Origin of the sequence: Arsukibacterium tuosuense, assembly GCF_900215315.1 — a bacterium.
Taxonomy (GTDB): Bacteria; Pseudomonadota; Gammaproteobacteria; order Enterobacterales; family Alteromonadaceae; genus Alishewanella; species Alishewanella tuosuense.
The window spans coordinates 745,277-763,364 of sequence record NZ_OBEB01000001.1 but is presented as its reverse complement, the minus strand read 5'-3'; the positions used below and the strand labels follow the sequence as shown (position 1 = coordinate 763,364).

Here is an 18,088-nt window from a genome sequence, read left to right as displayed (position 1 = left end):
TTATTGCAGCAGTGCCTCGTATATCAGCGTCATAATGGTGCCATAGCGGCCGGTTTCAAAACTATCGCCCGCAAATTCATAGCTTGTGCCACTGTCGGTAATGGGGCTGTGCTTTTTGTTAGTCAGTAGCACCACCATTAAATTATGGGCCGGGTCAATCAGGGTGGCGGTGCCGGTCCAGCCGGTGTGGCCGTAAGCATAGTCACTGGCATAAGCGCCAAAATGCCAGCTTAAATCGCCGCCTGCAGCCGTGCGCCAGCCCAGACCAAAGCGATGATCATAGCCTGATGGCCGGGTAAACTGTTGCACTACTGCCGGGCTGAAAAACCGCTGCCAGCCATAACCGCCTTGTTGCGCTACAACACTCATAAGTACGGCCAGATCGCGGGCACTGGCGAATAATCCGGCGTGGCCGGCCACACCCTGCAGTGCATGAAAGGCTTTTTCATCGTGCACCTGTCCCCGCAACACACCTTGCCGGTTGGCTGGAAAATTTACCCGGCCGCCGCGGCTGTTACCATCAAGCTCAGTGGCGGCGATTCTGACTGGCCCTACGCCCTTTTGCAAAGGGTTAAATAACACGTTATTTAACCCCAGCGGCCGGTAAAATTGCTGTTCCAGGTAACGGTCCAACGGCATGGTGGTTAATCTTTCAATCAACAGTCCCAGCAGCATAAAGTTCACGTCGCTGTAGCGTGCGGTTTTGGCGCGGTCGCTGCTAAATGGTACTTGCCCCAGCAGCAATTGATCGGTGTATGCCTTATTAAGTGAGTAAAACAGTGGGCCATTGCGGTTGTCGGGCCGGTGAAAGTGTACTTCAGGTGCATAACCACTGGTGTGGTTCAGCAAATCGCTGACCAGACGTTGTTCACGACCATCACCCAGATATTCCGGCAGGTAGTCAGTCAGTGGCCGGTTTATATCCAGCATGCCGCTACTGACCAGCTGCATCACCGCATAGGTCGTGGCATACATTTTAGTGTTGGAGGCAATATCAAACAATGTTGTAGTCTTCAGGGGTTCCGGCTCAGGCGATGCTGTGCCGTCTGCCTGATAACGCAGGGCGTAGCCATAAGCGGTTTCTTTAATGATCTGGCCATCTTTTACAATCAGCAGTACAGCACCGGGAAAACCTGCAGCAACTTCTTCGGTAATTAACTGGTCAATTTTACTGAAGCGTTGGGAGTTTGCCGCTGTCGCCACTGGTTGGTTGTTAAGTTCGGGGTAGGGCACGGCAATAGTGAGTTGAGCCGTAGCCGGTTGCAACGAAATTAATTGCAGATGGTTGCCACCACTCCGGGTATAGGGCGAAATATCAATTTTAAAGGGCTGACCATGCTCAGGTCGCGTTAACCGCAGCCTCTGGCCGTTAATGGCTATTGTTGCCGTTTCAGTGTGTTTAAGATCAACTAACAACATGCCCTGACCTTGCCAGCTGCTAAACAGGCGCCGGTTATTCACTCCCTTACGGCTACTGCGCTGTTCCGGCCAATGCACAAAGTGTTGACCGGCTTGTTCTGCCAGGGCCAGTTGCTCGGCGCCAGTCAGCGGTTGCGCCAGCGGATGGTTAATTCCATCCGGTGCCATGGCGCAGCCGCTAAGTACCAGCAGCAGGAGCATGATAATTAACCGCATCTGATTACCTTCACTACATTCGCCAGATAGCTGTTATCTGTTCAGAATAGATTCACTATACCAAGTTAGTCTTAAAACCCGAAATCTTGTTATTTAACTTATTTCGGTAATGGTTAATAAGGTGTAACATTCGTTACCGGAAAGGGAGAAGCATTTACCAGCAGTATGAGGGATTATGGAAGTTGGATTAGGATACAGCAATTGTGAAGATGCATTTATCGCTGGAAAGCAGGCTGCACAGAGCGCGTTAACGCAAGCAGCATTTGCTGAGGCGGATTTAGTGTTGGCCTTTTGCAGCGGTGCGCTGGACCATCAGGCGTTCTATCGTGGCTTGCGTGCTGTACTGGGTCAGGATGTTAATATTTTCGGCGGCTCTGCTATTGGCGTAATTACCAATTTGCATTTGTCTTATCAGGGGTACCCTGCGGCTGTTGCCGTGTTAAAATTTCAGGATAACTATTGCCAGATGGCAGTAGCTACCGGCTTGTTCAACAGCCCGTTTAACGCCGGCGAGCAGTTAGCACAGGCACTGCCAACTATGACCGATGCCTGTTTATTATTACTGCTTTATGATTCAATTAAATTTTCCGGTTCAGAAAACGTTGCGCCGGTAATGAACCCGTCTGCACCACTGCTCAGGGGGTTAGAGCTGAACTTGGCCGCCGCACTGCCTATTGCCGGAGCCGGGTTGCTTGGCGATCAGGGCTTTGGCCACACCCAGCAATTCTGTGGTAAAGCTATTGCTCAGCAAAGTGCCAGCGCCCTGGTGTTTGGTGGTAATTTAAGCTCTTACATTGGAGTTATGCATGGTTGCCAGCCGCTAAGCAGCCAGCGCTATACTATTACCGGCATTTTTGGCCAGTTTTTATATACGCTGGATGGCAAACCCGCGGTCGAGGTTATCGATCAGGCGTTTGGCAGTAGCAACTGGCGACGTCATTCACCGGTCAGCCGGCTTTGCCTCGGGATCCCAGCGGCTGATGCAGATGTCAGCGATGGCAACGCATTCAGTAACCGGCTGATTAGCGGTGTTTTGCCCAACGAAGAGGGCATTATTTTATTCGAACCCGATATGCATGAGGGGATGCAAATTCAGCTGATGCGCCGCAGTCCTGCATTAAGCCGGGCGTCTGCCAGAACCAGTACTGAGGCGTTGCTACAGCAAATAAAGCAGGATGGCAGGCAGCCGTTGTTAGCGCTTTATATGGATTGTGCCGGCCGTATTGCTCAGCCTGCCCCGGTTTCTGCAAATGAACCTGTTCCGGCAACAGCAGGTCAGGAAGATGCCAGAGAAGTGCAAAGCCTGCTGAATGAAGCCAGAATTCCACTACTGGGGTTCTACTGTGGGGTAGAGATTGCGCCCCAGGCTGGCAAAAGCCGGGGCTTAGACTGGAGTGGGGTGCTGGTTATCTTAGCCAGATAACGCTTATTTTGTTGTCGTATCGCCGGCAAATTGCTGGCGCAGGTAGCGAATGATATCGTCTGACTCATATAACCATTGCACGTTGCGCTCGGTCTCAATTGGCGAGTCGGTGGCAGCAATTCGCAGACAGGGTACTTTCACCCGGCCACCGCCATTTTGCAGCTCGTTGCGGTGCGAAACATTATGCTGCGCATCACGTTTTTCAATATTCAGCCCCAGCCGCGCCATTTCTTTGCGTACTTTAATGCAAAACGGACAGGCAGAAAACTGATACAACGCCAGTTGCTGACAAGCCTGATCTGTCTTCAGTTGTTGCTCTGGGCTGCGGCTTATCGCCTTTGGCGTAGTTAACCATTCAGACAGCAGCATAAAAGGGGTGAGAATTAGTCGGATTAAACGAAAAAATAAACGAACAAACAAACGCATTATTCACTCTGCAGGTAATTAATTTCGGGCGCTATTGTATCATTATCTTGGTACGGTAGCCTAGCTGCGATAGGCTGTGCTGAATAGCAGGAGGATTGAGTTGAATTATCTGGCCCATGCAGTTTTAGCAAAACCTAATCAGTACTCGTTGGTGGGTAATCTGCTGGGTGACTTCTGTAAAGGGGTTTGTGTTGAGGCCCTGCATCCGGCCATTAAAGCAGGGCTTTATAATCATCGTGCTACTGACCGTTTTACTGACCATCATCCGCTGGTTAAGGCCGCCAAGGCCCAATTTTCGCCAGCACGGCGGCGGTTTGCTGCGGTGGCACTGGATGTGTTGTTTGACCATTTTTTAATCCGGCACTGGCAGCAGTTTTACCCTGAACCTTTCGGAGAGTACAAAGCGCGTTTATATTTTAAACTGAGTGGGGCAATGCCGCTGATGCCGGTGCCAATGCGTGAAACCATGCAACGGGTTTGCAGCAATGACTGGTTTGCCAGTTATCAGCAGCTACCACGGCTGGGTCAGGCGCTGGATCATATTGCCAGCCGCATCCGTTTTGCCAATAACTTTGGCGGTATTATTACTGAAATTACCCCGCGCTATGCAGCGCTGGAACACGACTTTTTACAGTTTTATCCGCAGCTGCAACACCATATCCAGCAACTGGCAATTGAACAGCATCAATAGGGAATGACTATGCCGCAGCAAATTTTAGATTTTTGGTTCAAAGAAATCAGCCCCAGCCAATGGTGGGCCAAAGACCCGCAATTTGATCAGTTGATCGCCAGCCGTTTTGGTGACTTACTGCAACAAGCTGCCAGCGGCGAGTTGTATCACTGGCGTAATGATGCCAAAGGCCGATTGGCGGAAATTATTGTGCTCGACCAGTTTTCCCGCAATATTTTTCGCGATACCGCGACAGCGTTCTCGAAGGATCCCATGGCATTGGTGTTGGCGCAGGAAGCTGTGACAGCAGGCGTTCTGCAACATCTGTCGGCAGACGAGCGCAGCTTTTTATTACTGCCCTATATGCACAGCGAATCACCAACGATTCATAAACTGGCAGAATCGCTTTATAAAACACATGCACCGGACACTAATTACCAGTTTGAACTGAAACATAAAGCTATTATCGACCGCTTTGGCCGCTATCCGCATCGCAATGCGATATTGCGCAGAACATCGACAGCTGCAGAGCTTGAGTTTTTAAAACAGCCCGGTTCCGGCTTTTAGTTTTTTGGTGCGGCGATGTCAGTTCGGTTTTTTTCCGGTTGCTGTCTGGCAGCATTATATTTTTTGATTGCCCGGTTTAATTTCCGCATAAAATCCGGGTTATCGGCGAGATAGGCTTTACTGATATAAATTCCGTAAGGCAGTTGAATATGTTTATGAATATTGTATTGCGTTTTATCGCGCTGATATTTATTAATTAACGTGGTAGCGGTTAATGCCGGCAGCATAATGGCGTCGACCCGGCCATGGTCCAGCAAATTAAATAACCCTCTGATATCGCTGGTACCCGGGGTTATCTGGTATTGCTGCAGGGCTAACCAGCGGTAGATATTACTGTTCTTCTGGGCTGAGACAACAGCAAGGTCTTTAAATTGCTCGCTGTCTGGCTGAATATCATGCCGTTTTGCCAACCAAACCCAGGCCCAGTCGGTAAAAAAAAGAGGCTCGGAGTATTCAGCCAGCGCACTGCGCTCAGGGCTCTCGGTAGCCAGCAACATGGCATCCAGCTGCTTATTCTCCATATCGATTAACGAGCGGCCAAAGTGCGGTACTGCTTCAGCGTGGTATTCGACACCCAGTTCAGCCATTAAGTCGGTAAATGCCTGATAACCCTCACCGGCAATTTCTTTATTCTGGACATAGGTATAAGGGGGATAATCAGGCACCGCAACCCGCAGGGTTTGGCAAAGCAAGCTGAAGCTGGCGCAGCATCCTGTTACCAGTATGCTGCTAACCAACAGATATTGTGCCAGTTTACTGGCACAAGAATAAAACAAGGTGGTTTGCATAGAGCCCCACTCTAGTTAATAACATTAATCAATGACAACGCTAAATAATTTTATTCTAAAAAGTATAGCTCCATATTCAGATTATTTTTAATAAAATATTCTTTCCCTATCATCTGGTCAGCCTGTCCGCCCATGGGGCAGCTGATAATCTATATCGGGGCCGGCGGGTACCACCTGGCTTGGATTGATCATGGTATGGCTGAAATAATAATGCCGTTTAATATGATAGAAATTAACGGTATCTGCCACACCGGGCCACTGATAAAGCTCGCGGGTGAATCCAGAAAGATTCGGGTAGTCGGCCAGCCGCTGTTTATTGCACTTAAAGTGGCCATGGTACACGGCGTCAAAGCGGATCAGGGTGGTAAACAGGCGCCAGTCTGCTTCGGTTAGCAGTTCGCCGGTAAGGTAGCGGTTTTTACTTAATATCGATTCAACCTTATCAAGGGCAGCAAACAACTGCTGATAGGCCTTTTCATAAGCTTGCTGGCGGGTCGCAAAGCCGCAGCGATAGACGCCATTGTTAATGTTGTTGTAAACCAGCTCGTTAATCTCATTAATTTGCGGCTGTAAATCTGCCGGATAAAAATCGTGGTTATTGCCAGTAAGTTGATTAAAAGCTGTGTTCAGCATGCGGATAATATCTGCTGATTCATTGCTGACAATGCGGTTTTGCTGCTTGTCCCATAGCAGCGGCACAGTAACCCGACCGGTGTAATCCGCCTGATGCCGGGTGTACAGCTGGTGTAAATAGTCATGGTTAAACAGACTGTCGCCGGTGCTATGGTTGCTTTGATCAAATTCCCAGCCATGTTCCAGCATATCAGGGCTGACAACCGACACGCTGATGTACTGGGTCAGGTCTTTTAACTGCAGAAAAATCAGGGTGCGATGTGCCCAGGGACAGGCCAGTGAAACATACAGATGGTAGCGGCCTTTTTCTGCTTTAAAGCCTGCATCGCCGGTGTGGCCAGCGCTGCCGTCACTGGTTATCCAGTTTCGCAACTGGGCACTTTCCCGTTTAAATTCACCATCGTTACTGTCGGTGTCGTACCATTTATCCTGCCAGTTACCGTTAACCAGTAAACCCATGTCAGACTCCTGTTTAAGTATTGAATATTATTCACACTGTAGCCAACTGAGCCGGTAACGGCTATCTGATAATAGTGGCAGGTTTATTCGACAAATTAGAACATAGCGGGTTTCAGCCAGCAGCGGGCGCCCGCCAAGCGCAGCGAATTGATGACTAAGCGCAGCGAATTAGTGACCAGGCGCAGCGAATTAATGATTAAACGCAGCGAATTGATAAACTAACGACGGCAAATTGCCTGTCGTGCTAAAAAGCGCTAGCGTAGGCTAAGATTTAAAAAGGAGTGAGCAGTATGACGGTAAGTCAGGAATACGATATTGGAGTAGCGGGACAGCCCTGGGGCCCGGCAGAAAAAGCACAGTGGCTGACCCGCCAGCAACTGCGGCGCAGTTATCAGCAACAAGTACTGGCCCGGCTGGAGCAGGTCGCGCCCGGCTTTGCGCGTCAGCAATATGCTGAGCTGGATTACCGCCAGTATGGTGCCAGCATTTATCCGTTGTATGCGTTTAGTAATGGTGACAACCCGGATAAACCGACTGTGATCGTTACCGGTGGGGTACATGGCTATGAAACCAGCGGCGTGCAGGGGGCTATCCGGTTTTTGCAAACGGCAGCGAGCCAGTATAGTTCGCACTTTAATTTAGTGGTGCTGCCTTGTATCAGCCCCTGGGGCTACGAAACCATTAACCGCTGGAACCCATTAGCGCTGGACCCGAACCGCAATTTTACTGCCGACAGCCCGGTAGCGGAGGCTGCGGCCGTGGTCAGCTATTTACAACAGCTACAGCAACCCATCCTGGCCCATATCGATTTACATGAGACTACTGACTCGGATAACAGCGAATTCCGGCCGGCAAAAGCAGCACGCGATGGTGAGGTTAATACCAACTGGGATATCCCCGACGGCTTTTATTTAGTCGGCGACAGCGCCAAGCCGGTGGCTGATTTTCAGCAGGCAATTAATCAGGCGGTCAGCCAGGTTACCCAGATAGCACCGGCAGACAGTAACGGCTGTTTAATTGGCGAGCCAATCAGTCAGCCCGGGGTGGTCAACTACCCGAAAAAAGCATTGGGCTTATGCGGGGGTATTACCGATGCCCGTTATGTCACCACGACCGAAGTGTACCCGGACAGTCCGAATGCCAGCCCGGAGCAGTGTATTGAGGCGCAGGTAGTCGCCATTGTCGCGGCGCTGGACTATTTAAAAGCGAATGGCCATTAATACTGCGCTATCAGCGCATAGTTAATAAAGCTTGCTATACTGGTTTGGCGTTTTAATTTTTTGACCAAGATCTGCATACATAGCGGGTGATGTCTGGTTTTCCGGTTTGCAACAAGGAAGACAACATGGACAACCCGGTTATTATTTTACACGGTTGGAGCGACAATAGTCGCTCTTTTACCGCTGTCAGTAGATTTATCAAGCAGTTACCTAATAAAAAGACCGTGCATTTACACCTGGGTGACTGGCTGTCGATGCACGACGATGTTACCTATACCGATTTAGCCACGGCCATGCAGCGTGCCTGGCATGAGATGGGTTTGCCCACCGACGACCGCAGTATTGATATAGTGGTGCACAGCACCGGCGCCCTGGTGGCCCGGCAATGGCTGACCCAGTTTTACAGCGCCAGCCATAACCCGGTAAAACGCTTTGTGATGATGGCGCCGGCTAATTTTGGCTCGCATTTAGCCCATAAAGGCCGTAGCTTTTTCGGCCGCGCCATTAAAGGCTGGGGCCAGCCCGGTTTTCAGACCGGCACCCAGATTTTAAAAGGCCTGGAGTTAGCCTCACCCTATAGTCAACAGCTGGCCTTTCAGGATTTATTTGGCGCAGAAAGTTGGTACGGCGCTGGCAAAATTCTGGCTACGGTAATGATTGGCAATACCGGTTATTCCGGGGTCAGTGCTATTGCTAACGAACCGGGTTCAGACGGCACGGTTAGGATCAGCGGCGCTAACCTGAATTGCAGCCGGATAGAGCTGGCGCTGGATGAGCAGCAATGTGTATTACCCGGCAGTTTGCGCTACAGCCAGAGTAAAGGCGATATCGCGCTGGCCATTATGGACAAAGAAAATCACAGCACCCTGGTGTTTAAAGACAAAGGGCCCCGCAACCCGCTAACCGAAACTATTCTGGCAAAGGCCCTGCAAGTGGAAGATACCGATTATCAGAGTGTCGGTGACAGCTTCGGCTGGCAGCAACAGATTATTTCGCTTGACCCCGGCGCAGCAGAGCGCAGCCCGCAGCGCAGCCAGGTAGTTTGTCAGCTAACTGATCACCTGGCCAATAGCGTGCAGGATTATTTTGTCGAGTTTTACCGCACCGGTAAAAAAGACGAGAAATTTGAGCAGCAGCTGTATCAGCAGTTTTTATGCGGGGTGCATGCCTACAGTGACAACGCGGCTTATCGCACCCTGTATTTTAATCTGGCTACCCTTACCGAAATGCGCCAGCGCTATCAGCTGGACAAGTTGTACCTTAGCTTTAATGCCGAACCGCATTACAAACCACCACGCCAGCCGGTCGGTTATGCCAGTGTTGCCGCCACCGACACTGCCGGTTTAAAGCTGGAACCGGATAATATCGATTGGGTATTTGTACCGCACCAGACCGTGCTGCTGCAAGTGGTGATGCAGCGCAGTATTGATGCCAGTGTATTTAAACTGCGCCGCTAACACTTGGCGCCGTCACTGTATTTAACAAGGAGTTAAATATGAACAATGTTAAGGCAATACTGTTATTTCTTACCCTGGTGTGTAGTCAGTTATCTTTATTAGTGTATAGCGCAGCTGCTGAAGCTGAGTTAATCCGCAATGCCGGTAAAGGCAGTATTTCGATTAGTTTCCCGACCTGGGTAACCATGGTGCCGGAGACCGAGCTGGTGGTCGGTTTATTACGGGAAGAATATTATGCCGCCGGGGTGCCGCAAGCAAGCAGAGGCCCTGGTGAGTATTATATTTCGGCGGTGCCGGAAGAAGACTGTATCGTCTATCTGGATGGCAATACCCCCTTTGAAGGTGACCCTTGCTACTGGCAGTTTTATCAGGGGGAAATGCTGGACCTGTTTGGTTATACCCAGAGTTTTTTTGCCGACGCGCAGTCGCTGCTAAGCTGGACTATCAGTAATGGCTCCGACTCCTGGGTATTTAGCGGGGCGGATGTGGAAGTCGAAGAGGGGTTAGTTTTACAAACCCGGCGCGAGATTTATATGAATGCCGCCATGCCAGCTGGTTTACTGCCGGGTGAGTATACCTTAACGGCCAGCCTGGATATCACCGCACCCGACGGTTATGTGTTTTACAATATTGACACCTTGATCAGCGAGCCGGCCTGTATTCCGGAGCTGGGAGGTTGTTTTCGCTTTGGCAGCAGTTTTGGCGATAGCTGGCTGGTAACCAGCGATCCTGAGCGGTTTGTGGTGCTGCCGCTGGCGGTATCTGAACCGGCAACATTTGGTTTGTTTTCGTTGCTGTTGTTATTACTGTATCGCCGGGCGGGCCGGGTTTAATTAAAACACAGGCTAATCAGGCGAGTTAGGTAATGTAGTTTGCAGCTTAGCCGCCGCTTTCGCCCGATGCTGCTGCAGGCCTTGCTCAATGGTATTGAATAAAGCTTTCGCCTCCGTTGTATCGGCTATTGGCGCCAGTAACGGGTCATGCCGGCTCCACCATTGACGCCAGCCCTGGTTTACTGCTGCAGTGAGTTCGCTTAACGCTTTGGCTGTTTGATTTTGTAATGCCGCCAACCGGGCATTAAGGTAACGGCGGTAAATATCCTGATAACCATTGGGGCCCGCTGGTGGCAGGCTATCATTGCACTGCTGTAGTAATTTTGCCGCGGCTTCAGCTTGCTTGCGCTGTTGATAAGCCCAGGCAATCTCTAAGGCGGGGCTGCACATCGGCAGGCTCAGTAAGTCGCTGGGATCAAAATACTGATGTGCTTGCAGCAGTAGCTCAATACCTTGTTCCTTATCACCCACTAATAACTGATACCAGCCGGCTTCAAATGCCACCCAGGGATCTTCTGGGTTAGCGGATAGCTGAAATGCTATTAATGAAAACAACTCATTATATTGTTGGCTACGCAGCAGAAATGTTGGTTCGTAGCGTGGGTCTGAAGTTTGTCGCTTTGCCGTTTCCAGCATATCCAGTTCGATCAGCAGTCCGATCGCACTACGATGGTAGTTACTGTTATCCGGCGATAAGCGGTAAGCCTGCTGCCAATAGTTCAGACTATCTGCCAACTCGCCAGTCTGGGTCAGCAAGTCCGCCAGGCCTGCGTAGCCCATGGGCGAGTCGGGAAAGTCGGCGATTAGCTGGCGGTATTGCTGCTCAGCACTTGTTAGCTCACCACGTTCCGCCAGTTTAAAGGCCAGATTATATTGGTGGGTAATGGCTATCGGGTCGAGTTTATGCGCCTGCTGCAGTGCCTGCCAGGCATCCTGGCTGCGGCCCAGTTGCTCCAGTGCAGCAAAGCGCCACAAGTGAGCGCTGGCTAAACTGGGGTTCAGGCTTAGTGCTTTATTTAGCGCCGGCAGGGCAGCGTCAGTTTCACCTTTTAAATAAAACAGCATCAGACCACGCACCGCATGGGCTTCGGCCAGTTCGGGGGCCCGTACCAGGGCTTTGGCCAAATGCTGTTCTGCTAAAGTAGCAGCAATATCGGCTTTTAAAATACCAAAGCCGGCGCTGCCCTCAGCCAGTAAAATAATGGTGTCGGCCAATGCAACGTAGGCCATCGCGTATTCCGGATCCAACGCAATAGCCTGCTCGAATAAACGGCGGGCTTCTTTAATAGATTCGGTCGTTTGCAGCCGGTATTGCTCGCGGCCGCGCAGGTACATCAGGTAGGCATCACTGCTGGCGGTATTGTTCAGGTTTTTCAGGCTGCCGGCTGCCAGATAGCGCTCCTGCAGCAGATTAACAATGGCCCGGGCAATTTCGGTTTCAATGGCAAAAATATCAGTAAGCTCTCGTGAGAAGCTCTGGGTCCACAGGGTCATACCGTCGCTGGTACTGATTAACTCCACCCGCAGCCGCAACTGGTTACCGCTTTTGTGAATGCTGCCACTGAGTAAGGTTTCGACCTGTAACCGCTTGCCAATATCGACCGGCAGTAAATTCTGGCGGGCCAGACTAAAACCCGCGCTGGCCGAGGCAACCTGCAGTCCGGACATCTGGCCAAGCAGGCTGGCCAGCTCTTCGGTAACCCCGGCCGCCAGGTACTGCTGGTCGTTATCGGGGCTTTGATCCCGAAACGGCAATACGGCAATAGATGAGGCTTTAACGCTGCTGACCAGGCCCTCGGTTCGCTTAACATAATCGGTACGGGCACTATTAAAATAGTGATAGCCAAGCATAATAGAGCCGGCAAACACCACCGCAAACCCCAGCCACCATTTCAGGCCCAGTGGTTTAGGTGTTTCAGTGGTGTCAACTTCAGTTACTTTAATGCCCTGTGGCGTGATATCAAAATACCATGACAGGTAAAATACCACCGGGAAACAGGCGAATAAAAAGATGGTCAGGCTGGTAGCCACCAGCGGGCTTAAATTAAGTAACGGGGTGACCACAGCAATAATTTGTAATAGCAGCCAGATCAGGCCCAGAAAGGGGATAAGAGTTTGAATAACTTTACGCCGGCGTAATTCTGATAAAAACCGCATTACCACTTTCACTGTTGTCTCCCTGACTTCACCCGCTGTGCCGCTATGAGCTTATTATATTAAATTAAGATAATTTAGCAGCTTAACCCTAACCGGATAAGCCTAGCAGGGGTTGGCAATTTTCACCAAGCAAAGCCACGAAAAGTTTGTTAAACAGGCGTTTGGGTTGCTTTAGCAACAGATGCAGCGGGATCAGCGCGGTGTTGTCGCAGCATGTTGCCGGTGCCATGCGTCATAATGGCTGAGAACCTGCTCCGGCGTATCGGTATACCAGCCATAACCCAGGCGTCGTTCCAGTGATACCTGATGGACATCATAAACCACTATGCCATCACGGTCGGCAAACAGCGCTTTATTGCTGCCAATTTCGGCAAACCTCGGCCAGATCCGGTGGCTGCCGGGCCGGTCAAGCAATACCCGCTTAGTCGGGTGCCACAGCTTATCTGCCAGTTGATGCTGTAAAAACCAGTTGGCGGCCTGCTGCACAGCATTTATTACCGCCGCTGAGGGCTGTTCAATCCGCATTAACAGCCGGGTAATTGCTGCACTTTCGGCAGTAGACAGCGCCACCATTTCATAAGCGCGGGCAGGTGCAGGGGTAAGGCTGCGATGATGATACTGACCGGCCCAGATAGTCATGCCTGCAGCAGTATTGACCTGAAGTTTAAGCAACAAGGCGATGCCATGGTCAAATCGCCGGCTGGCCTGTTGCCGGATAGTATCGCTGACAAAGGCGAAGTCGCCTGTTTGCCTGCTGACATCCAGCAGCAGGTTTAAAATATCGGCGCTAACACCATCATTCAGGGTGATATGATCGTGATAACCGCCGCGTAGCGGGTAGGTTTGCGGCCAGCCGCCATTAGGATACTGCGCGTTGAAAACAAGCTGTAACCCGCGATAAAAAGCGCTGGCATACTCTTGCTGGCTGGTGGCAGTGTAAGCCCGGGCCAGTACCCGCAGCTGCGTAGTGGTAGCGCTGTTATCAAAGGTAGGCACGTAATTGGGTTCGACCCCGAAATGCTGGCCGGGCTGGCGCGGCTGACTCATATCGGTGCGTTTTGACCAGCCCCCCGACGGCGTTTGTAAACTCAGCATACTTTGTAGCAGGGCGGTGCCTTCCGCTGTCTGATACCAGCTGGCAGGGACATTGTTATCAAAACCAAAACGGCGGGCAGGCGCTGGTAATGCCGCTTTATTTTGGCCAAGCCGGACTAATTCAGCCTGAATAGCGGCGGTATCATTTTGCAGCGTTTGGGCCGATTGCTGGTAATAGTGCTGCCAGGCAGCCTCATCCGTTTCGGCAACAGCAAAGGGCGATAACAGGCAACATAAACACAGCAGTAACACAGGTAACGCAAACATAGATTCGCTCCGATAATAATGAGCCACGCTAAGGCGTTGCTAACAATCATTCAAGGGCTTTTGCTGATAACGACCGCATTGCTTCGTATATGGAATTAATCATTGATTGCAGCTGTCAGTGCGGGGGCTGCTGCGCTACTGTAGCTACTCATAGTGCTCTGTCAGGTTAAACCATGTTAAAAATAATGCTCGTTTTACTGTTCCACTGGCCGGTTGTGATAGCGGCTGCCAGCACGCCCGCCGATCCCGTCTCCTTAGCGCCCAATGCACTTGCACCCGATTCAGCCTTACCTGACTTTTATCAGCAGTTACAGCAGCAACAACGCTATCCGGCGAGCTGGGCTTCTGGCAATTTTACTGAGCTGAGCCAGTGGCGGGATAATGGCCGCGCCATTTTGCGGCAAAGTTTATTGTGGCCAGAACAAGTGGTCGATTATGCGCCGGTACTGCTGAAAACTGAACAGCGTGATGGCTATCGGGCAGAACTCTGGTCGGTACAGCTAACCAGCCACAGCAGGACCAACCTGCTGCTGTTAAGGCCGGAACAACAAGTAGAACCGGCCAGGCCGCTGCCCGCCATGTTGCTGTTGCACGACCACGGGGCCCGCTTTGATATTGGTAAAGAAAAAATGATCCGGCCTTTTGCTGATGATCCGCGGCTGGCGGCCGCCGGCAAATGGAGCGAGCGCTATTTTTCCGGGCGTTTTATCGGCGATGAGCTGGCAAAACAAGGCTACCTGGTGGTCGCGGCGGATACCCTGGGCTGGAGTGACCGCGGGCCGATTGAGTTTGCACAACAACAGGCGCTGGCAAGTAACTTTTTATTAATGGGCCGTTCGCTGGCAGGCTTTGCCGCCTTCGAAGATTTACAACTGGTGCGGTTTATCCGGCAGCTGCCGGCGGTAGACCCTGAACGGCTGGGCGTGCTGGGTTTTTCGATGGGAGCATTTCGGGCCTGGCAGCTGGCGGCGTTAACTGATGATATTAAAGCCGGCGTTGCTGTGGCCTGGCTTAATCGCTATCAGCAGCTGCTGGTGCCCGGCAATAATATAGTGGGTGGGCAGTCGGCTTTTTATATGTTGCATCCGGGCCTGGCTGGCCAGCTTGATATTCCCGATGTGGCCAGCCTGGCGGCACCCAAAGCGATGTTATTTATTAATGGTGGCCAGGACCCGCTGATGCCGGTCGAGGGTGTCAACGCAGCTTATCAGCGGATGACGCAGGTTTGGCAGGCTTATGATGCCAGCGCTGCCCTGACCACTAAAATGTGGCCGCAATATGGCCATGAGTTTACTGCACAGCAACAGCAGCAGGCCTTTGCCTGGCTGGCGCAGCAATTACAAACCGGAAAATAGTGCCACCTACCGCAAATCTAAAGTGTTTCAAAATATGTCCAGCGTGATGACTCAGCCTGCTTTAACACTTAAGATGCGCTTGTAAACAAAATGACAACAAGAATAAATCTGGAGAAACTGATTTTGAAATTATCTAAAATAGTGCTGGCAATGGGCCTGGTAGCCGGTATCAGTGCCTGTAGTCAGCAACCCCCTGCATCGCAGCTGCCGCAAGGCGTAAAACTGATAACTGAACATACCCAGCAAAAAGACGGGGTGTCGGTACCTTATAAAAAATATCAGCTGGATAACGGCTTAACGGTAGTCGTGCATGAAGATCATTCTGATCCGCTGGTACATGTCGATGTCACCTACCATGTCGGTTCCGCCAGGGAAGAGCTGGGTAAATCAGGTTTTGCCCACTTTTTTGAACATATGATGTTTCAGGGCTCTGAAAACGTCGGTGATGAAGAGCACTTCCGGATTGTTACTGAAGCCGGCGGTACCTTAAATGGCACCACCAATTCTGACCGTACCAATTACTTCCAGACGGTACCGTCGAATCAGCTGGAAAAAATGCTGTGGTTAGAAGCAGACCGGATGGGTTTTCTACTGGATGCAGTAACCGAGCAGAAATTTGAAGTGCAACGTGAAACGGTGAAAAACGAACGTGGCCAGCGGGTAGATAACCGTCCTTATGGCCGGCTTGGCGAGCGGGTGTCTCAGGCCTTGTATCCTGTAGGCCACCCATATTCATGGCCGGTTATTGGTTATATGGATGATTTAAACCGCGCTAACGTAAATGACGTGAAAGCCTTCTTTTTGCGCTGGTATGGCCCTAACAATGCCACTGTCACTATAGGTGGAGCGGTGACGGCTAATGAAGTGTTGCCATTGGTTGAGCAGTATTTCGGTTCTATTCCTCGGGGGCCGGACGTCACCGCTGCCCCCAAACAGCCGGTATCACTGGACAGCGACCGTTACATCTCAATGGAAGATAACGTCCATTTACCACTGATTTATATGTCTTACCCTACCGTCTACTTGCGCCATGAAGATGAAGCGGCGCTGGATGTGCTGGCGGAAATCCTGGGTGGCGGCAAAAACTCTATTTTCTATAAAAACCTGGTAAAAACTCAGATAGCTGTGCAAGCCAATGTTAATCACCCTTGTGCGGAACTGGCCTGTACTTTCAATTTGTTAGCGCTGCCACACCCGGCGTCAGGTAAAAATCTGGCAGATATTGAAGCGCTGATCCGGCAAAGCCTGACAGAGTTTGAACAGCGCGGTGTCAATGACGACGACTTGTTAAAAGTGAAGGCTCAAATGGAGGCCAACACTATATATGGCCTGCAAAGCGTGTCTGGTAAAGTCAGTCAGCTGGCGATTAATGAAACCCTGACCGGCAACCCGGATAACCTGCAAAACGATTTAAACCGGGTTAATAAGGTAAGCAAAGAAGACGTGATGCGGGTTTATAATACTTACCTGAAAGGTAAAGGCTCAGTGGTGATGTCAGTGGTACCGCGGGGCAAACTGGATTTAATTGCCGCAGCTGACAATTTCAGCCCACAAGTAATGGATTTTGGTGGCCCGTCACAAACCAGCGCCGAGGATTTACAGGTCCGCCGGGCAACGGATGACTTTGATCGCAGTGTTGAACCGCAAGCCGGCGTTAACCCTGCTGTTACGGTACCCGCATACTGGCAAAGCAGTCTGGATAACGGCATTAAAGTACTGGGGGCGGCCAGCGATGAAACGCCTACAACCGCCATGTTGTTAAAACTGAATAGCGGCCTGTACTACGAAAGCCCGGATAAAACCGGCTTAAGCAGTATGTTAACTGCGATGCTGAATGAAGATACCACTAACTTTACCGGCGAAGAAATTGCCCTGGAGCTGGAAAAGCTGGGCAGTTATATCAGTATCAGTTCCAGTGATGAACATATTCAGCTGTATGTATTAAGCCTGAGCAAGAATCTGGATAAGACCATTGATTTACTGATGGAAAAAATGTTGCGGCCCGCTTTTAAAGAGGATGATTTCAATCGGCTGAAACAGCAACGGTTGCAGGGTATTCAGCAATCAGAGAAAAATGCGGGTTACCTGGCCAGCAATGCCTTTCGCAAATTAATGTATGGTGACAGCATTTTAGGGCAGCCAGGTGGTGGTACCTTAGCCAGTGTCACTAACCTGAGCCTGGAAGATGTTAAAGCCTATTACCAAAGCCACTTTAAACCCGATGGCGGCCAGTTAATCGTGGTGTCAGATTTAGCCAAAACTAAGCTGCAACAGGCTATTGCGCCACTTACCGGCTTTACCGGTACAGCGCCGGCAGTGAATGTGCAGGTGCCGGCTGATAGCAGTCGCGGTTCAGTAATTTATCTGGTGCATAAAGATGACTCACCGCAGTCCGAAATCCGGATTGGTAAACGCAGTTTATCTGAGGATATTACCGGTGAATACTTTAAAACCGGTCTGGCGAATTTTACCATCGGCGGTAACTTTAACAGCAGGATCAACCTGAATCTGCGCGAAGACAAAGGTTACACTTATGGTGCCCGCACCGGTTTCAGCGCCGACGGTTACACCGGGGTATTCGTTGCCTCTGCTGCAGTGCGCGCTGATGCCACTGCCGCGTCGGTTAAAGAGTTTATCGATGAGCTTAACCGCTTCAGTGCTGAGGGCGTAACTGATCCGGAGCTGGCGTTTATGCGCCGGGCACTGAATCAGCGTGATGCGTTAAAGTATGAAACACCCAATGCCAAGCTGGGTTTTTTAGCGCAGATCCTGCAGCATGATTTAGCGCCAACCTTTGTTGATGAGCGCAACGCCATTATTGCCAACATCAGTAAACAACAGATAAACCAACTGGCGCAACAACACTTTGATCCGAAGGAAATGGTGATAGTGGTAGTGGGTGACTCAGCGGTACTGCGACCAGAACTGGAAGCACTGGGTTATCCGGTGGAAGATTTATCTTTATAAGATAATTGGTTAAACAAAACGCCACCTGCCGGTGGCGTTTTTATTTCCGGGCTTTTATTGTGGAATGCACCGGGGTATTACTGGCATTTTGCAGGCTAAGCCCCTAAAGTGGCTGGGTATCAGGTTTAAAGGGAAA

Annotated in this window: 14 protein-coding genes; 8 read left to right on the top strand and 6 right to left on the bottom strand. The window is 50.8% G+C overall.

The window, feature by feature from the left end; genetic code table 11:
* Positions 1–1,635, bottom strand: coding sequence for a penicillin binding protein PBP4B (gene pbp4b, locus CRO03_RS03540; RefSeq protein WP_212682322.1), 1,635 nt, complete (start codon positions 1,633–1,635; stop codon positions 1–3).
* 175 nt (positions 1,636–1,810) lie between these two features.
* Here pbp4b and CRO03_RS03535 point away from each other — a divergent pair, with 175 nt between their 5' ends.
* Positions 1,811–3,058, top strand: a complete 1,248-nt coding sequence (locus tag CRO03_RS03535) for an FIST signal transduction protein (RefSeq protein ID WP_097110153.1) — start codon at positions 1,811–1,813, stop codon at positions 3,056–3,058.
* Between the two features lie 3 nt (positions 3,059–3,061).
* On the opposite strand, the gene CRO03_RS03530 is transcribed toward CRO03_RS03535, so the two are convergent.
* On the bottom strand, positions 3,062–3,484 hold the full coding sequence (locus CRO03_RS03530) for a glutaredoxin family protein (protein ID WP_097110152.1): 423 nt from the start codon (positions 3,482–3,484) through the stop codon (positions 3,062–3,064).
* Between the two features lie 100 nt (positions 3,485–3,584).
* Here CRO03_RS03530 and CRO03_RS03525 point away from each other — a divergent pair, with 100 nt between their 5' ends.
* A complete protein-coding gene (locus tag CRO03_RS03525; protein ID WP_097110151.1) occupies positions 3,585–4,175 on the top strand; it encodes an acyl carrier protein phosphodiesterase in 591 nt (196 codons plus the stop codon).
* 9 nt (positions 4,176–4,184) lie between these two features.
* Positions 4,185–4,721: a DUF924 family protein gene (locus tag CRO03_RS03520; protein WP_097110415.1), complete on the top strand. Its 537-nt coding sequence runs from the start codon at positions 4,185–4,187 to the stop codon at positions 4,719–4,721.
* Here CRO03_RS03520 and CRO03_RS03515 read toward each other — a convergent pair.
* Together CRO03_RS03515 and CRO03_RS03510 are read right to left on the bottom strand one after the other, a co-directional pair.
* Entirely contained in the window at positions 4,718–5,509 is a 792-nt protein-coding gene (locus CRO03_RS03515) for a substrate-binding periplasmic protein (RefSeq protein ID WP_097110150.1), read from the bottom strand. The two genes, CRO03_RS03520 and CRO03_RS03515, sit on opposite strands and share 4 nt — an antisense overlap.
* Before the next feature lie 117 nt (positions 5,510–5,626).
* Positions 5,627–6,601, bottom strand: coding sequence for a glutathione S-transferase family protein (locus CRO03_RS03510; RefSeq protein ID WP_097110149.1), 975 nt, complete (start codon positions 6,599–6,601; stop codon positions 5,627–5,629).
* Positions 6,602–6,891: 290 nt separating this feature from the next.
* On the opposite strand from CRO03_RS03510, the gene CRO03_RS03505 reads away from it, so the two are divergent.
* The 3 genes from CRO03_RS03505 to CRO03_RS03495 all read left to right on the top strand — a co-directional run bounded on the left by CRO03_RS03505 (position 6,892) and on the right by CRO03_RS03495 (position 10,111).
* Positions 6,892–7,821, top strand: coding sequence for a M14 family metallopeptidase (locus CRO03_RS03505; protein WP_097110148.1), 930 nt, complete (start codon positions 6,892–6,894; stop codon positions 7,819–7,821).
* 125 nt (positions 7,822–7,946) lie between these two features.
* On the top strand, positions 7,947–9,278 hold the full coding sequence (locus CRO03_RS03500) for an esterase/lipase family protein (RefSeq protein WP_097110147.1): 1,332 nt from the start codon (positions 7,947–7,949) through the stop codon (positions 9,276–9,278).
* 38 nt (positions 9,279–9,316) lie between these two features.
* The gene (locus CRO03_RS03495) at positions 9,317–10,111 is read left to right on the top strand and encodes a hypothetical protein (protein ID WP_097110146.1); all 795 of its coding nucleotides are present in this window, start codon (positions 9,317–9,319) and stop codon (positions 10,109–10,111) included.
* A gap of 12 nt (positions 10,112–10,123) precedes the next feature.
* Here CRO03_RS03495 and CRO03_RS03490 read toward each other — a convergent pair whose 3' ends face one another.
* Both CRO03_RS03490 and pelA read right to left on the bottom strand, forming a co-directional pair.
* The gene (locus CRO03_RS03490) at positions 10,124–12,280 is read right to left on the bottom strand and encodes a tetratricopeptide repeat protein (protein WP_097110145.1); all 2,157 of its coding nucleotides are present in this window, start codon (positions 12,278–12,280) and stop codon (positions 10,124–10,126) included.
* Between the two features lie 180 nt (positions 12,281–12,460).
* On the bottom strand, positions 12,461–13,630 hold the full coding sequence (pelA, locus tag CRO03_RS03485; RefSeq protein WP_097110144.1) for a pectate lyase: 1,170 nt from the start codon (positions 13,628–13,630) through the stop codon (positions 12,461–12,463).
* Between the two features lie 173 nt (positions 13,631–13,803).
* Between pelA and CRO03_RS03480 the strand changes: the two genes are divergently transcribed.
* Positions 13,804–14,985 (top strand): dienelactone hydrolase family protein, encoded by a 1,182-nt coding sequence (locus tag CRO03_RS03480; RefSeq protein WP_212682319.1) that lies wholly within the window; start codon positions 13,804–13,806, stop codon positions 14,983–14,985.
* Between the two features lie 123 nt (positions 14,986–15,108).
* Positions 15,109–17,952, top strand: a complete 2,844-nt coding sequence (locus CRO03_RS03475) for a M16 family metallopeptidase (RefSeq protein WP_097110411.1) — start codon at positions 15,109–15,111, stop codon at positions 17,950–17,952.
* Positions 17,953–18,088 lie beyond the last annotated feature (136 nt).

Excerpts from the sequence above, each read along its gene's own strand:
- CRO03_RS03530 (WP_097110152.1), bottom strand. The coding sequence starts at position 3,484 with ATGCGTTTGTTTGTTCGTTTATTTTTTCGTTTAATCCGACTAATTCTC.
- CRO03_RS03510 (WP_097110149.1), bottom strand. The coding sequence starts at position 6,601 with ATGGGTTTACTGGTTAACGGTAACTGGCAGGATAAATGGTACGACACC.
- CRO03_RS03495 (WP_097110146.1), top strand. The coding sequence starts at position 9,317 with ATGAACAATGTTAAGGCAATACTGTTATTTCTTACCCTGGTGTGTAGT.
- CRO03_RS03520 (WP_097110415.1), top strand. The coding sequence starts at position 4,185 with ATGCCGCAGCAAATTTTAGATTTTTGGTTCAAAGAAATCAGCCCCAGC.
- CRO03_RS03480 (WP_212682319.1), top strand. The coding sequence starts at position 13,804 with ATGTTAAAAATAATGCTCGTTTTACTGTTCCACTGGCCGGTTGTGATA.
- CRO03_RS03515 (WP_097110150.1), bottom strand. The coding sequence starts at position 5,509 with ATGCAAACCACCTTGTTTTATTCTTGTGCCAGTAAACTGGCACAATAT.
- CRO03_RS03500 (WP_097110147.1), top strand. The coding sequence starts at position 7,947 with ATGGACAACCCGGTTATTATTTTACACGGTTGGAGCGACAATAGTCGC.
- pelA (WP_097110144.1), bottom strand. The coding sequence starts at position 13,630 with ATGTTTGCGTTACCTGTGTTACTGCTGTGTTTATGTTGCCTGTTATCG.
- CRO03_RS03505 (WP_097110148.1), top strand. The coding sequence starts at position 6,892 with ATGACGGTAAGTCAGGAATACGATATTGGAGTAGCGGGACAGCCCTGG.
- pbp4b (WP_212682322.1), bottom strand. The coding sequence starts at position 1,635 with ATGCGGTTAATTATCATGCTCCTGCTGCTGGTACTTAGCGGCTGCGCC.
- CRO03_RS03535 (WP_097110153.1), top strand. The coding sequence starts at position 1,811 with ATGGAAGTTGGATTAGGATACAGCAATTGTGAAGATGCATTTATCGCT.